The 14,319-nt window shown below is 65.7% G+C and carries 10 protein-coding genes, 1 tRNA gene and 1 pseudogene; 8 read left to right on the top strand and 4 right to left on the bottom strand.

From position 1 onward, the window contains the following. Positions 1-28: 28 nt before the first annotated feature. From CSC74_RS09330 to CSC74_RS17550, 4 genes and pseudogenes are all read left to right on the top strand, one after another. Positions 29-2,416 carry a S9 family peptidase gene (locus CSC74_RS09330; protein WP_162314163.1) on the top strand — a complete coding sequence of 796 codons (2,388 nt, stop codon included), beginning with the start codon at positions 29-31 and terminating at the stop codon, positions 2,414-2,416. A gap of 199 nt (positions 2,417-2,615) precedes the next feature. After that, complete coding sequence (locus tag CSC74_RS17660; protein ID WP_281349737.1) at positions 2,616-2,747, top strand: hypothetical protein; 132 nt, start codon at positions 2,616-2,618, stop codon at positions 2,745-2,747. A 390-nt stretch (positions 2,748-3,137) separates the two neighbouring features. Beyond that, positions 3,138-6,332 carry a S8 family serine peptidase gene (locus CSC74_RS09335; protein ID WP_162314164.1) on the top strand — a complete coding sequence of 1,065 codons (3,195 nt, stop codon included), beginning with the start codon at positions 3,138-3,140 and terminating at the stop codon, positions 6,330-6,332. 34 nt (positions 6,333-6,366) lie between these two features. Beyond that, positions 6,367-6,626: pseudogene (locus tag CSC74_RS17550) on the top strand (hypothetical protein); the annotation flags it as partial. A gap of 59 nt (positions 6,627-6,685) precedes the next feature. Here the strand turns inward: CSC74_RS17550 and CSC74_RS09340 are convergent. Continuing rightward, positions 6,686-6,762 (bottom strand) — tRNA-Met (locus tag CSC74_RS09340). A 119-nt stretch (positions 6,763-6,881) separates the two neighbouring features. Between CSC74_RS09340 and CSC74_RS09345 the strand changes: the two genes are divergently transcribed. The 3 genes from CSC74_RS09345 (at position 6,882) to bfr (ending at position 8,363) form a co-directional block, all read left to right on the top strand. Beyond that, entirely contained in the window at positions 6,882-7,496 is a 615-nt protein-coding gene (locus CSC74_RS09345) for an RNA pyrophosphohydrolase (RefSeq protein ID WP_162314165.1), read from the top strand. Positions 7,497-7,562: 66 nt separating this feature from the next. Then, a complete protein-coding gene (locus CSC74_RS09350) occupies positions 7,563-7,784 on the top strand; it encodes a (2Fe-2S)-binding protein (RefSeq protein WP_162314166.1) in 222 nt (73 codons plus the stop codon). Between the two features lie 108 nt (positions 7,785-7,892). Then, a complete protein-coding gene (bfr, locus tag CSC74_RS09355; RefSeq protein WP_162314167.1) occupies positions 7,893-8,363 on the top strand; it encodes a bacterioferritin in 471 nt (156 codons plus the stop codon). On the opposite strand, the gene CSC74_RS09360 is transcribed toward bfr, so the two are convergent. The 3 genes from CSC74_RS09360 to CSC74_RS09370 are packed head-to-tail and all read right to left on the bottom strand — an operon-like array spanning position 8,336 to position 13,385. Beyond that, positions 8,336-10,738, bottom strand: a complete 2,403-nt coding sequence (locus CSC74_RS09360; RefSeq protein WP_425501451.1) for a hybrid sensor histidine kinase/response regulator — start codon at positions 10,736-10,738, stop codon at positions 8,336-8,338. The genes bfr and CSC74_RS09360 overlap by 28 nt on opposite strands. A gap of 38 nt (positions 10,739-10,776) precedes the next feature. Continuing rightward, on the bottom strand, positions 10,777-12,705 hold the full coding sequence (locus CSC74_RS09365; RefSeq protein ID WP_162314169.1) for an EAL domain-containing protein: 1,929 nt from the start codon (positions 12,703-12,705) through the stop codon (positions 10,777-10,779). A 59-nt stretch (positions 12,706-12,764) separates the two neighbouring features. After that, the gene (locus CSC74_RS09370; RefSeq protein WP_162314170.1) at positions 12,765-13,385 is read right to left on the bottom strand and encodes a DUF4126 domain-containing protein; all 621 of its coding nucleotides are present in this window, start codon (positions 13,383-13,385) and stop codon (positions 12,765-12,767) included. A 163-nt stretch (positions 13,386-13,548) separates the two neighbouring features. Between CSC74_RS09370 and CSC74_RS09375 the strand changes: the two genes are divergently transcribed. Then, positions 13,549-14,280 (top strand): DUF6776 family protein, encoded by a 732-nt coding sequence (locus tag CSC74_RS09375; RefSeq protein WP_162314171.1) that lies wholly within the window; start codon positions 13,549-13,551, stop codon positions 14,278-14,280. The last annotated feature ends 39 nt before the right edge of the window (positions 14,281-14,319 follow it).

Raw genomic sequence — 14,319 nt, forward strand, 5'->3', positions numbered from 1 at the left:
GCATCGGATTTCCGCTTGGCGCGTCGCGATGTGCCTGCTCGCGTCGTTGGCTTGCATGGCCTCGGCGTCGGGAGCGAAGGCGGGCGGTGCCGGACAGGGCGAAACCCCGGACGCGTTTCCTTACGAACTCGCGTTCACCGCCAACGAGTTTCCCTACAACGAGAACCCGGTGGCTTCGCCATCGGGCGACCGCGTGGCCTATGTCGTCATCGCGCCTCCGGCCACGCAGCCGCAGGATGACCGCTTCCTGCCTTCGGGAACGCCGACGACCGCGATAGGCGCCAGCCTGCATATCGCATCGGCCGATGCGCGGTCGGCCAGCGCATCGATCGCCGTGTGCGCCGGAAAAGGCAACCAGTGGGCGCCGGCCTGGTCGCGCGACGGCAGGCAACTCGCGTTCTATTCCGATGCCGATGGCCGCGTGCAACCATGGGTCTATGGGTTGGATTCCGGCGCATGCCGCCGCGTGTCGGATGCAGTGGTGCGGGGCAGCGTCTTTTCCGGTTCCGAACCGCGCTGGTCGCCGGACGGCGGCACGCTTTATGTGCCGCTGGACCCGAATCCGCCGACGGCGGAGTCCGGGATCGCCAATAGCAATGCGGCGGTCACCGCGGCTGACGACGGCAAGTCGAAGGCCATCGTCCATTTCGGCGGTGGAGAAGCGGGCGAGGTGGCGGGCGAAACGACCAGGTCGGGTTCCAGCCAGGCGTTCATGCTGCGCCACTACAACACTACGCTGGCTGCGATTTCGCTGCAGGACGGGCGATCGCGAGTCCTGGTGCCCGCGGAGAACGAGACCCGGCCGAACCGGCTGGAACTGTCGCCTTCCGGGCGCTGGGTCAGCTACATGTCGGTAATCCATCCGAAGGAGGAAATCTCCACCGAGTACGTGACCGATCTGCAGGTAGTGCCGTCGGCGGGCGGCACGCCACGGGTGCTGGCCAAAGGGCTGCAGTCCTCCGAGCACAACGTCAACTACACACGCCTGGACTACCGCTGGCATCCCACCCGGGACCGATTGTTCTATTTGAAGGAAGGCGGCCTATGGTCGGTGGACTTCACGGACGATGGTGCCGGGACGCCGCGGCGGCTGGCGGAAGAGCTGGGTGAGCTTGCGCCTGCCGTTCTTTACTTCACCGCAGATGGGAAAGACCTGCTGGTCGGACTGGATCCGAAGGGCCTGGGGCGCGACCGCGCGCCGCAAGGATTGGCGCTGGTGTCGCTATCCGCGGGCACGGTCAAGCGCCTGGGATTGCCCAGCGAGAAGGAATGGCAGTTCCTGGATCTGGTTCGCGCCAACGAAAACGTGTTGTGGCAACCGGACCCGGGTTCGCTCTCGGTGGTGCTGCGCGAACGCGGTACCGGCGAGCAGGCCGTCATGCGTCTCGATATCGGTTCGGACAAGCGCAGTACCCTTGCCAAGGGCATGCACCGGACCAGCGGGTTCGTTTCGGGCGGCGATCACGGCAACCTGTTCGCGATCTACGAAGACATCGCGACCCCGCCGAACCTCTATCGCTTTTCGGCCAGCGTCGCGCGCGGGCAAAAGCTGTCGATCATCGATCCGCGGCTGGAAGGTCGTCGTTACGGATCGGCGGAAGTAATCGAAACACGCACGCCGCAGCACGATGGTTCCATGGCCAGCGTACGCACCACGCTGCTTTTGCCGCCCGGGGCGAAGAAAGGCGACCGCCTGCCCGGCATCGTCATGATCTACTCGGGTTCGGACCTGTCCACGCGCGCCAGCTATTTCGGTGGCGGCATGGGCAACACGGTTCCCAGCCAGGTGTTCACCAGTCGCGGTTATGCCGTGATCATGGCCAATATCGTACTGGCGCCGGAAGGCGTGCCAAGCCATCCGGCCGAGCGGATGACCGATGAAGTGCTGGCCCAGGCCTACGCCGTAGCCGATGCCGGTTACGTGGATATCAACCGGCTGGCGGTCAGCGGCCAATCCTATGGCGGCTACAGCACCGCTTCCATCGTCAGCCATACGAATCTGTTCCGCGCGGGAATTCCCGTCAACGGCACGTTCGATCTGGCCAGCTTCTACGGTGGAATGGACGATGCCGGCGACAGCCATTGGATACGCTGGGCCGAAAAAGGCCAGGGACGCATGGGCGAAACGCCTTGGGCGAATCCGCAACGCTTCATCGACAACTCGCCGTTCTATCGCATCGACCGCATCCATACGCCGTTGCTGATCGTCGCGGGAGAGAAAGACGGCACCGTGCCGTACGAGGAGTCGAAGAAGCTGTTCGTGGGCCTGCGCCGCCTGGAGCGTCCCGTGCAACTGGCGATCTATCCGGGAGAGGGGCACGTCATCTCGACCTGGTCGACGAAGAACGCAGTCGACGCCAGCCGGCGCATGGTGGAATTCCTCGACAAGCATTTGAGGGCGCCCGGAATCCGATGAGAAGGCGCCTTCGCTGATCACCAAGGTAGGGTCCGGCGCCCCGACAGCGTCTTAATAGACAGGCAGGCGCATCTGCAACTTGTCTTGGGGGGAGGAGTTGATCAGCAAGCGAGCGACTTGTCTCCTGGCCGCGATACTCGTCTGTACCGGATCGGGCTGCGACCGGAAGCAGCCCGGCGCACTCCGGCAGTTGACGGACATGCCGGAGCTTTACTGGGAGCGCGTACGCGTATGCAAAGAAAAGCAGATGCAGAACGGCGATCAGGAGTGCCGGGTCACTCTTGAAGAAATCCAGGAAAAGAAGCAGGCGGAAGCGGAACCGAAAAAGTAGCGGGCGGGACAAGAGTGCAAGCCGATTCCTTATCGGGCCATTGACCGTTCCACCGCGGCTGCGAGCGAGCGTTTGCAGTGCCCGGCCATGATGGCCGGCGCCACGATTGGAAGCGCGTGCATCGGTTGTAAAAAAGTCCTGGATAGAACCGTTACTGGAAGCGGGGGATGTCGCATCGGCTAAGGAACCCGGCAATTACCAACTCCGCTTTGCCATGGAGACAAGGATGGGATTGCGTTCAATTTGATCGGGTAGGGGACGGCAGGGCTCACCCGTCTTTGCAATAAGACGTCGCTTTTCTTGCAGGGGATGACAATGGCGATAAACAACGGGCGCAATTCTTTGGCGGCGAACAAGGCGCGATCATGGCGATGGTCGCTTGGTGCGCTGATGCTGTTCATCGGTGCCGGACTGGGCTTCGGACTTCAAGCCAACCCCGGCTACCGGCACCAGCTGGACAGCCGCGAAGCATGGTCGGTCGATGCCAGGCCCGCGGTGGGGCTGGCGGTGGCGGCACGACCCGGCAAAAGCGCAGAAGTGGAGCGGCTGACGCGCCAGCTGGGCGGACGCGTGGACTATGCGCACGAACCCACGGATTATCTGTCGATCGTACTGCCCACTTCACAGGTGGACCGCTTCCTGGCCGAAGCTCCGCTGGCCGCTTTCGCGGTGGAGAAGGTCGCCATCAGCGGCAGCAATCCGCCGGACGGCTGGGACCCAAAACCGAAATCCGACCCGGCGATCTCCCCGGTACGCAACGCCCGGGAGGACTGGCCGCGGCGCGAAGGAATGGGTCCGGTCGAACATCCCTACGACGTGCGCAGCGACATGGACGGCGATGCCTTTCTCAAGCGCAACCCGGGCAATGACGGCCGTGGCGTGGTGGTCGCGCACGTCGAGTTTTTCCCGGACTTCCTGTCGCCGGAACTGAGGACGGCATCCGCTGCGGACGGAAAGGAGATACCGAAGTTCCGGGATGTGATCAACATCCCGGGCCTCGCTCCTTCGCTGGACCCGGATGCGCCCCGCAAGGGCGCATTCTGGAGCCATCGGCTTGGCACGCCGGCGACGGCACGCGGCGGGACGATCGAAGTCGACGGCCATCGGCACCGTGTGCCGGGCGCTGGCGAGTACCGGCTGGCATTGCTGGATTTGAACAAGGACATCGGCGCGCTATGGGCGGTGTGGCCCGTACTCGACAAGGCATTCCACGGGCGCAGGTATCCGCAGGGGCTCAAGCCCGAGGATCCGGAAATCTACCTGCGCACGCGCGTGCTGTGGTCGCAGGCGAGCCAGACGCTGTGGATCGACACCGACCAGGACGGCGACTTCGACGATGAGGCGGGCGTCCGCGCGTACGCGGCCTCGCAACAGATCGGCGTGCTTGGACAGGACGATCCCGCAACCGTCCTGCGCGAAACCGTGGGCTATACGGTCCAGGCCGATGGCGACTACGTGTCCGTCAACATGGGCTTCGGTTCGCATGTCACCGCCGTCGCCGGCGCGGTAGCCGCGAGCAAGAGCGCGAAGGGCCGGATCCAGGGCGTGGCGCCCGGCGTGCAGCTGATCTCGGTCAATGTCAACGAGGCTGTGAGCGGCTATGCGCGCGGCATGATCGCGGCCTACGAGCATCCGGCGACCGACATCGTGCTGATCGAAGGCCACGCGGCCATCACGACCTTGCATGAGCAGGAACTGGGAGGGCGTTCGCTGGTCGCCGTGGTGCTGGACCGGCTGCAGGCGCTGCACGACAAGCCGACGTTGTTCACCGCATTCAACACCCCGGGCTTGTCGACCATTTCCGATGCGACGGTCCCGCAGAACGTGCTTTCGATAGGGGCGTACCAGAGCGCGGAGGCGGTGTATTCCAACTACGGCATCCACGTGCGTTACCAGGACGATCTGCACTGGGTCGGTTCGGAAGGACCGGCCGGCAACGGCATCCTCAAGCCGGATCTGCTGTCGCCCGCGAACCCCACGAGTCTGGAACCGGGCAATGTCGACCGGGACGATGGCGGCAAGCGCGCCGGCGTTTTCCGGATGATTGGCTATGGCATCTGCGGCGGGACTTCATGCGCGACGCCGGTGGCCACGGGCGCGACCGCCCTGCTGGTCGGCGCGGCCAAGCGTGAAGGCCTCCCTGTCAGCGGTTCCATCGTCCATCGCGCGCTGCGCGACAGTGCGCGGCCCCTTGCGCGCTTCCCGGTCTACAAGCAGGGCCGCGGCCTGATCCAGATCGACGCAGCCTGGCAGCGATTGCAGCAGATCGCGCAGGAGACGCCGGAAACCATCGAGGTGGCCGCCCCGGTGAAAACCTTGATGAGCCCGTGGCTGCAACAGCCCGATGTGGGCCAGGGTCTGTTCGAACGCGAAGGTTGGCAAGCCGGGCAATCGGCGACGCGCACCATCACGCTCAAGCGCACCAGCGGCCCGCGGGCGCCGGTGCGCTACCGCTTGCAATGGAGGGGTGATGCCGGGGCGTTCCGGTCCGTGCCGGAAGTGATGTTGCCGCTGGACCGGCTGGTGCCGTTGGAGGTGCGGGTGAGCGTGCCGGAAGAGAAGGTCTACAGCGCGCTACTGGAGCTGCACCGCGACGGCCTGGCCGGGCCCGCCGCGGTGGTGCAGGCGACCATCGTGGTGCCGCACCGGTTCACGGCGCAGAACAAATATCAGGTGGAGCACGAGTTCGAACTGGATCGCCCGGGTCGCAGGAACCTGTTCTACGACGTGCCGGAGGGTGCCGGCCTGGTGCGCTTCCGCATGCCGGAAGCACGCAAGGAGATCAGTACCTACTTGCATGCGCCGGACAATTGGCAGGGAGCGGCTCGTTTCACTTTCGAACAAAGCGGCCATGACCTGTCCAGTCCGATGCCAGGCAGCTGGCAGTTGATGCTGATGGACATGGGCGATGCTTTCGCCCAGGACTGGTCGGTCGCACCGGGCACGGTACTGCCGCGCACGAAAGTCAAAGTGCAGGCGTCCCTGCTGACGGTTGAAGCGCGCGCCGAAGGCGATAGCGTGGTGCTGCGCAACCGCGGTGCGGCGTTCGAAGGCGGCTTGCGCAGCCATGCGCTGGCCGCGCAACGCAGCGAGACGATCGCCCTGGCGCGCGTGCAGGAGGTCGAGCGCACGCTGACCGTGGCCGAAGGCACCGAGCGCCTGCTGCTGGAACTGCTACCGGACGCCGGTACCGATTCGGCCTGGGTGAACCTGTACCAGTGCGAGGCCGGTAAATGCACCCGGCACGGCGACGTAGACGTCAATGGCCGCCACAAACGCATCGTGGTGGACCGGCCGAAGGTCGGCACCTGGAAGGCGGTCGTCACCCATTACAGCGATGCGCCGGGCAAGGTCGAACTGCGCGAAACGCAAGCGCATGCGAAATATGGCGTATTGACCAGTGCCGACGCGCCGCGCAAGCGCGAAGTCAATGCCGAATGGTGCGTGTCGGTGAACATCTGGAACCGCGACAGGGTGCCGGCCGGCTACGCCCCAGCGATGTTGCTGGATGTCCAGGCCGAGGGTTTCGGCGAGCAGCCGCCGGCATCGGTGCTGCTCGAGGCCGTGCCGAGGGCCCCTGGCTGATTGAAATAGACTCGGGCTGGAGTTGCCCCCGGGGATAGATGTGTCCGGATTCTGCTGTCACAGGGTCAATCACAGCCAAACCTTCGTCAGGCGGCGCGGCAATCACATCAACGGTACAGAGAATTTCTCGAACCAATCCAAACGCGTGTAGCGCAAGTACAACGGCATTCCGCGCAAGAAGTCCTTCTTGTTCCCGAAAGAATGCGGGTCCGATTCAACTACGGGACGCCCAATCGACAGCTAGCTATTCCGCGCTTGGCTCGACCTGTAACCCTTGTCTGGGATAGCCCCTGAACTTTTGTGAAAGGCAACAAAAAACCCCATGGAATCATGGGGTTCGGCGCAAAACGCGGTGGTGGCTATGGGTGGACTCGAACCACCGACCCCGTCATTATGAGTGACGTGCTCTAACCGGCTGAGCTACATAGCCGCGCATTGAACCGCGCATTCTTCCTGTCTGACCCGTGCCTGTCAATCCGGGCCTCTGTGCTTGAGACATCGGCGTGGGCGTGGCACAGTCGGTGACAGTAGATTTCAGGAGTCCGCATCGTGATCGATCCGGACGGCTACCGACCCAATGTCGGCATAGTGTTGATGGGCCCGGATGGGCGGGTGTTCTGGGCGCGCAGGGTGCGCCGGGACGGCTGGCAGTTCCCGCAGGGCGGCATGAACACCGATGAGACCCCGGTCGAGGCCATGTACCGCGAATTGCGCGAGGAAACCGGCCTGCTCCCCGAGCATGTCGAGATCCTCGGCGCCACCCCCGGCTGGTTGCGCTATCGGCTGCCGCCGCGTGCCGTGCGTTACAACGAACGCCACGTCTGCATCGGCCAGAAGCAAGTCTGGTTCCTGCTGCGGCTGGTCGGCGACGAATCCCACCTGCGCCTGGACCTGACCGATACGCCCGAATTCGACCACTGGCGGTGGGTGGATTTCTGGTACCCGATGGAGCACGTGGTGGTGTTCAAGCGCGGGGTCTATGCCCGGGCGCTGCGCCACCTTGCCCCCTTCGCCCAATTGGTGGCGGGGGTGCAGGCGATGCCGCAGGCGTTGCTGGAAGCCTGGCTGCCCGAACTGGCCCTGGGCCGGCCGGCGCCGCGCAATCGGCCCAATCCGCGTCCCGGCGTCCGGCGCGATGGAAGCGGCGGTCCTGGCAAGAATTGACAATCATTCTCATTCGCGATGAAATAGGCCCCGTCCCCGATCGGGCTGTCAGGATCCACGCGCGCCATGTACGTCTGCATCTGTAACGGTGTCACCGACCACCAGATCCGCGAAGCCGCGACCAGCGGCGTACGCAGCGTGGCCGAGCTGACCATGCGGACCGGCTGCGGCGCCACCTGCGGGACTTGCCTGGACACCGCTTCAGCGATCCTGGAAGCCTCGCGCAGCGAGCTTGGCAATGCATTTCCCGTGCCCATGCTGGTTGCGGTCATTCAACGAGCCGCCTGAGCCGTCGCGGACGCCCGGACCCAACCGAAAACGAACACGATTCGCGTTCCGCCATCGGCCGGTGCGAACGGCTAACCTCAGCGCCTTCCCCACCGCCGGAGCAGGGCCATGAAGGGCGACGCCAAAGTCATCGAATTCCTCAACAAGGCGCTCTACAACGAGCTGACCGCGATCAACCAGTATTTCCTGCACGCCAAGATGCTGAAGAACTGGGGCCTGAAGGAGCTGGCGAAACACGAATACGAGGAATCCATCGACGAGATGAAGCACGCGGACAAACTGTCCGAGCGGATCCTGTTCCTCGATGGCCTGCCCAATTTCCAGGTCCTGGGCAAGCTGCGCATCGGCGAGAATCCGCGTGAGTTGCTGGAATGCGACCTGGCCCTGGAAAACGAGGCCACGCCTTTGTTGCGCGAGGCGATCGCGCATTGCGAAAAAGTGAGCGATTACGTGAGTCGCGAATTGTTCGCCGACATTCTGGAGGCCGAGGAAGAGCACATCGACTGGCTCGAGACCCAGCTGTCGGTGATCGACCGGATCGGCGAGCCGAACTACCTGCTGACCAAGCTCGAGGACTGATCGGTCGGGGCGGCCGGGACCCGGGCATTGCGGTTGAGCTGCGAGACATAGCCCTGCAGCGCCATTCGCGCACGCGCGTACTCGGCGATCACCAGCGCCACCGCCACTGCGGGGCGGTCGAGTTTCATCGCCCGCGCACCCAGTTCCACCCGCTTGGCCGCGGTCGACAGCGCCATCGCGCCGACATTGGCACTGGACGACTTGAGCGTATGCGCGGCATCGCGCATGGCATCCAGATCGGGCACCAAGGCGGCGTTTTCCAACTGCGCGATCAAACGCGGCGCGTCCTCCAGGAACAGGGCGATGATGCGCGCGGTTTCATCGCCGGCGATTTCCTGCAGCTCGTCCAGCATGCTGTGGTCCAGCACCGGGAAGGAAACCGGCGCGCCCGGCCGCGCCGGCGCGGCGATGGCCGAAACCGCATGCAGCGAAGGCAACGGCTGGACGACCGGCTCGGGTATCTCGCGGGGCTCGAAGCTGGCCCGACCCGGCAGCCAGCGCTGCAGGCAGTTCTCGAGCTGTTCGCGCGAAACCGGCTTGGACAGGTAGTCGTCCATGCCCGCATCCAGGCAGCGTTGCCGGTCGCCGGCCATCGCATTGGCGGTCATGGCCACGATCGGCAGCCGCCGCGATGATTTCTGCAGCGTCTCGCGGTCGCGCCATTCGCGCGTGGCCGAATAGCCATCCAGCACCGGCATCTGGCAATCCATCAGCACCAGGTCGTATTGCCCGGCCGCCATCTTCTCCAACGCGATCTGGCCATTGACGGCGATGTCGCAGGCGTAGCCGAGCACCGACAACAGTTTTTCCCCGACCGCCAGGTTGACCGGGTTGTCTTCGACCAGCAATAACCGGGTCGTTGCGCCGGCTTCGGCTGGAGTCGCGGCGATTGCGGTCGCAACGTCCACAACGGGACGGGGGTGATCGTTGCCGATGGGCGGCAACAGGACGTCCTTGTCGGGAATCGGTTCGAACGCCACTTCCGGGCTGTCCAGTGGTGGCGCGAACGACAATGCCGCATGCAGGTCCGCACCATGCGACTGGCGTGGCAGCAGGGTGCTGCCTTCGCGCAGTTCGTCGGGAATTTCCTCGTCGCCATACAGCCAGACCATGCGTACTTGCCGGGCGGCGTTGCTGCGGGTCACGCCGCGATGCAGGGCGCGCGCGCTGGCGCGGATGCTGGATAGATCGCCGATGATGATCGCGAACGGCATCGATCCCGGCGCCAGTCCGGCGCGTACGCGCTCCAGTGCTTCCTGGGTGGTGTCCGCGCAGGTCAACTGGATGCCCCAACTGGGCAGCAACAGGGCCAGGCGCTGGCGCAGCCGTGCGTCGGGACCGACCAGCAGGGCACGCGACAGGTCGGCGCCCGGATCCTGGGCGCGCATGTCGCCGATCACCTTCAGCATCGGCACTTCGAACCAGAAGCTGGCCCCGCGTCCTGGCTCGGAAACCACGCCGATGCGCCCACCCATCAGGTCGACGATGCGCTTGCAGATCGCCAGTCCCAGGCCGGTGCCGCCGTACAGTCGCGTGGTCGAGGCGTCGGCCTGGGTGAAGGAGTTGAACAGCCGCGACTGCGCTTCGGCATCGATGCCGATGCCGGTGTCGCGGATCTCGAAGCGCAGCAGGTGCTGGGCCGCGGTTTCGCCCAGCCGGCGCACGATCACGGTGATGGCGCCACGCTCGGTGAACTTGACCGCATTGCCGATCAGATTGCTGAGGACCTGGCGCATGCGCACCGGATCGCCGCGCACCGGCAGGCGCACCGCCGGGTCCAGTTGCAGGTTGAGGCGCAGATTCTTGTTGTCGGCCGGGCGCTGCATCAGTTGCATGACGCCGTCCAGCACGTCGCGCAGGTTGAAGCCGGTGACTTCCAGTTCCAGCTTGTTCGCTTCCAGCTTGGAATAGTCGAGGATGTCGTCGACGATGCGCAGCAACTGTTGCGAGGAAGCGCTGGCGGTATTGAGCATGTCGCGCTGATCCGGCGGCAGCGCCGCGCGCGAGAGCAGGTCCAGCATCGGCACGATGCCGTTGAGCGGGGTGCGGATCTCGTGGCTCATCGTGGCCAGGAATTCGCCCTTGGCCAGGACCGCCGATTCGGCCGCCTGCTTGGCCAGCAACAGTTGTTGTTCCAGGCGACCGTGGTGTTGCAGCTCGCGTTGCAGGTTGTTGCGCTCGGATTCGGCCATCGCCGCACGCGCTTCGCTGCCTTCGTGGCGTGCGGACAGGGCGCGCATGCGCAGGGCGACGACCATGCACAACAGCGCGGCGCAACCGGCGCTGGCCAGCGCCACCCATGTCCACGGTCCGGCGACGCCGGTCATCGGCAGCAGCAAGGCCGCCACCGCGAGCAGGATCGCGAGCAAGGCCAGCCATGGCGCCACGGGCCAGCGCCCAAGCAGGCTCATCCCTACAACACCGCGTTATGGAAATCGAAACCCAGATCGCTGCCGACGCCCTGCACCAGGTTGCCCTGGATGAAGTCGACGCCGCCCATCCACATCGCCGCCGCGGCCTGTGGGTCTTCGATCTGTTGCCCGATCACCTGCAGTCCCATGCGGTGCGCCAAGTCGATCATCCCGCGCAACTGGTCGCGCAGGCCGGGATCGTGATGGGCGGCGGCATAGCGGTTGGACACGCGCAGGTAACCGAGCGGCAACTGGCTGAGCAGGGCCTCGGCTTCGCGGCCGGGCTCGAATTGGCTGAGGCAGAACTGCACGCCCGCGGCCATCAGCCGGTTGCAGAACTGGCGCAGGGTCACCGAATGGATCAGCGCGTCGTCCAGGCGCAGGTCGATGATCAACGAGGTGCCTTCGATGCCGCGCGTGGCGATGGTCTGCAACAGCCAGTCGGCGAATGCCTCGCGCGCCAGCGAACGCGGCGATTGCGACACGAACAGGCGCAGCGACTTGCCTTCCATCTGGTAGCGGGACAGCAGGTCCAGCACGCGTTCCATCACCTGCCGGTCCAGCTCGACGATGCGTCCGGCCAGTTCCGCGGCCGGGACCGCTTGCGCCGCCGCGATCAGCGTGCCATCGGCCTGGCGCATGCGCAGGAACACCTGGTACTGGGCCAGTTCGCTGCCGGCGACCGAGACGATCGGCTGGTAGGCCAATTCCAGGTCGGCGTCGGCAAGCGAGAGACCGTCGTCGTCCGCGGATACCGCGGGTGGGAGGTAGGCGGCGATTCCTTCGGACTGCATGCGGGCTTGCAGCGCGGCGCGTTCGGTGGCTTCCAGCGCGCTGCCGGTGTCGGAGAAAGTGTGGGGAAGCGCCGCATAGCCCACCGCGCCCGCCAGGCGCAGGGTTTCCTCATTGCGGACGATGAAGTCGTGCTGGCCCAGTTGCTCGCGCAGGCGGCGGGCGAACGCCGCCATCGCTTCGGCATCCAGGTCGCGGGCCAGGGCAAGGAAGCTGTTGTCGTTCAGGCGAGCCAGCGGATGCGGCGCGGCGGCTTGTGCCAGCGCGCGTCCTGCGTCGGCCATCAGGTGCTCGAAGTTGGCGTAGCCATAGCGCTCGCGCAGGCCCAGGGTGCCGCCGATCTCGATGAAGAACAGGCCGGCGGAAGTCTTTTCCTCCAGCGCGGCGCCCAGTTGCTGCATCACATAGGCGCGGGTCGGCAAGCCGGTTTCAGGATTGACGACCAGGCTCGGTGCGGCGGCCGCGGGCGCACGCTGGCGCGAACGCTGGATCCGGTTGGAAACCGCAGCGATCAAGTGGCGCGGGCGTATCGGTTTGGTCAGGAAGTCGTCGGCGCCGCTTTCCAGCACTTCGTACTGGCGCTCCGGGTCGGGGTCGCCGGTCAGGAACACGATCGGCAGGTGCAGCAGGTCCGGACGCTGGCGGATCTGCATGGTCAGGGTCATGCCGTCCTGGCCTGGCATGTGCAGGTCCATCAGGACCAGATCGGGCTGGAAGCTTTCGATGGCCGGGATCACCCCGGTCGGTGCCATCTCCACTTCGGCCAGCATGCCGGCGCCGTGCAGCACGCTTTGCGCGAACAGGGCCTGGCCGCGATCGTCCTCCACGATCAGGATGCGGAACGGTGCCTCGTCCGGGTCCAGCTTGCGCGGGTCATTGGCGGAACTACGCCTGGCGCTGGCGTTCGCAGTGGCCTTTTTCGTGTCCGCACCCGTACTCGTGACGGCCTGCGGCTTGATGGCAGGGCTGGTGCCAGCCGAAGCGGCGAGCGGGGCCGGCGGAGGAGCGACAGGCCCGGGTTCGTCCGCGGGCGCGTCGCCGGCCCAGCGCCGCCAGTAATGCGGCGGCGGGGTTTCGGCACGCAACCGCGGGCGAAAAGGCTCGTCCTGCGGGCGGGAGGTGGGTTCAATGACAGACATCAGGCTTCCCCAAGCATGAGAGCCATTATGCGACGAAGTTCACATAATGGGGAGTTGGATCATTGCTCATTCCGCTGGCCCGGCATAGAAGCCGCCGGCGACGGCCGCAGCAGGCTGCGGATTCCGCGCGACAGCTTGCGCCAGACCCACCACACCAGCACGGCCAGCATCACACTGATTCCGACCACCGCGATCAGGGCCAGCCAGGGATGGGCGAAGGCCAGCGCCAGGCCGCCCACCACCACCGCATCCTCGGTGATCGAGGCGGTCCAGTTGCTGACCGGCTCCGGGGAGGTGTTCATCAATGCGCGCGAACCGGACTTTAACAGGTGGCTGGTCAGGGCCACGCCGGCACCGGCGGCCAGCGCGCCGCCACTCAACTGACCGTCGGGCGACAGCGTGGCCGCGGCCAGGAAGGCGCCGGCCGGCACCCGGGCCAGGGTCTGCAGCAGATCCCAGCCGGAATCCACGCCGGGGATCTTGTCGGCGAAGAATTCGGCCACGGCCAAGGCGCCGGAGGTGCCCAGCACCCACCATGACTGGGTCACCTGCAGGGCCGGCGGCAGGTCCAGCCAACCCAATGCGCCGGCCAGGCCCAGCCCGAACACGGTCAGATACACGCGGATCCCCGCCATCCATGCCAACAGGATCCCAATTACGAAAAGATGCGCTTCGGACATGCGGGGGATTCGCCTAGACTGGAACCGACACCGGACGGTCACAGGGGGCCGTCCACCCACTGCCGAGTATAGGCCCGTTGCCGCCCGCCATCCGTGCTGGCGCGGCCGCGTCGGATCGGCGCCGCCTGGTGGAAGCAGAGGCTTCCCTTTACGGATTGTTCCGATGTCCCATGCCCCTTCCTACCAAGCCCCTTCCCGTTACCAGATCGTGCAGCGTCGGACCACGCGTCGCTGGCCCTTGGCCGTGGCGGTGGGTGGGGTCTGGCTGTTGTCGTTGGGGCTGGCCTGGCATTGGGCCGGGATCCGCGCCGCGCCCACTCTGGCCGATACCGCCCGACGCATGCGCGACGCCGAGCAGCAGCTGGCGGCGCAGCAGTCCCGCCTGCAGCAGTTGAGCCAGCGTGAAGCCACCCTGAGCGTATCCGACAAGATCAGCCGCGAGGCCAACGGCGACCTGCAAGGGACCCTGGCCGAACGCGACGAGGAAATCTCCGCCCTGCGCGCCGACGTCGCCTTCTATGAGCGCCTGGTCGGGCCGACCCAGCAGCGCAAGGGCCTGAACGTGTTTTCCTCGGAATTCATCGCCGGCACCGGGGCCGCCTGGCACTACCAGATCGTGTTGACCCAGAACCTCAATCGCGGCGCCATCAGCCAGGGGCAGATGCGCTTCGTCATCGAGGGCGTGCGCGCGGGCAAGCTGGCCACGATCAACTGGAACGAGTTGCACCAGCAGCCCAGCGCGCCCGGGCAGACCTACTCCTTCCGCTATTTCCAGACCCTGGACGGACGGGTGATGCTGCCGCGGGATTTCACACCGCAACGGGTCCGGGTGGTGCTGGACAACGAAGGCGTGGCGGTGGAGCAGGCCTTCGACTGGAAGACCGCCAACACCTGATCCCTTCCGCTGATTCCTTCCGGGTTTGATCGCCCGGGT

It is taken from the genome of Pseudoxanthomonas yeongjuensis (assembly GCF_010093345.1).
Classification (GTDB): Bacteria; Pseudomonadota; Gammaproteobacteria; order Xanthomonadales; family Xanthomonadaceae; genus Pseudoxanthomonas_A; species Pseudoxanthomonas_A yeongjuensis.

Coding starts and splice junctions, on each gene's coding strand:
- CSC74_RS09375 (WP_162314171.1), top strand. CDS start 13,549: ATGTCCCATGCCCCTTCCTACCAAGCCCCTTCCCGTTACCAGATCGTG.
- CSC74_RS09365 (WP_162314169.1), bottom strand. CDS start 12,705: ATGTCTGTCATTGAACCCACCTCCCGCCCGCAGGACGAGCCTTTTCGC.
- CSC74_RS09370 (WP_162314170.1), bottom strand. CDS start 13,385: ATGTCCGAAGCGCATCTTTTCGTAATTGGGATCCTGTTGGCATGGATG.
- CSC74_RS09335 (WP_162314164.1), top strand. CDS start 3,138: ATGCTGTTCATCGGTGCCGGACTGGGCTTCGGACTTCAAGCCAACCCC.
- CSC74_RS09330 (WP_162314163.1), top strand. CDS start 29: ATGTGCCTGCTCGCGTCGTTGGCTTGCATGGCCTCGGCGTCGGGAGCG.
- bfr (WP_162314167.1), top strand. CDS start 7,893: ATGAAGGGCGACGCCAAAGTCATCGAATTCCTCAACAAGGCGCTCTAC.
- CSC74_RS09350 (WP_162314166.1), top strand. CDS start 7,563: ATGTACGTCTGCATCTGTAACGGTGTCACCGACCACCAGATCCGCGAA.
- CSC74_RS17660 (WP_281349737.1), top strand. CDS start 2,616: ATGCCGGAGCTTTACTGGGAGCGCGTACGCGTATGCAAAGAAAAGCAG.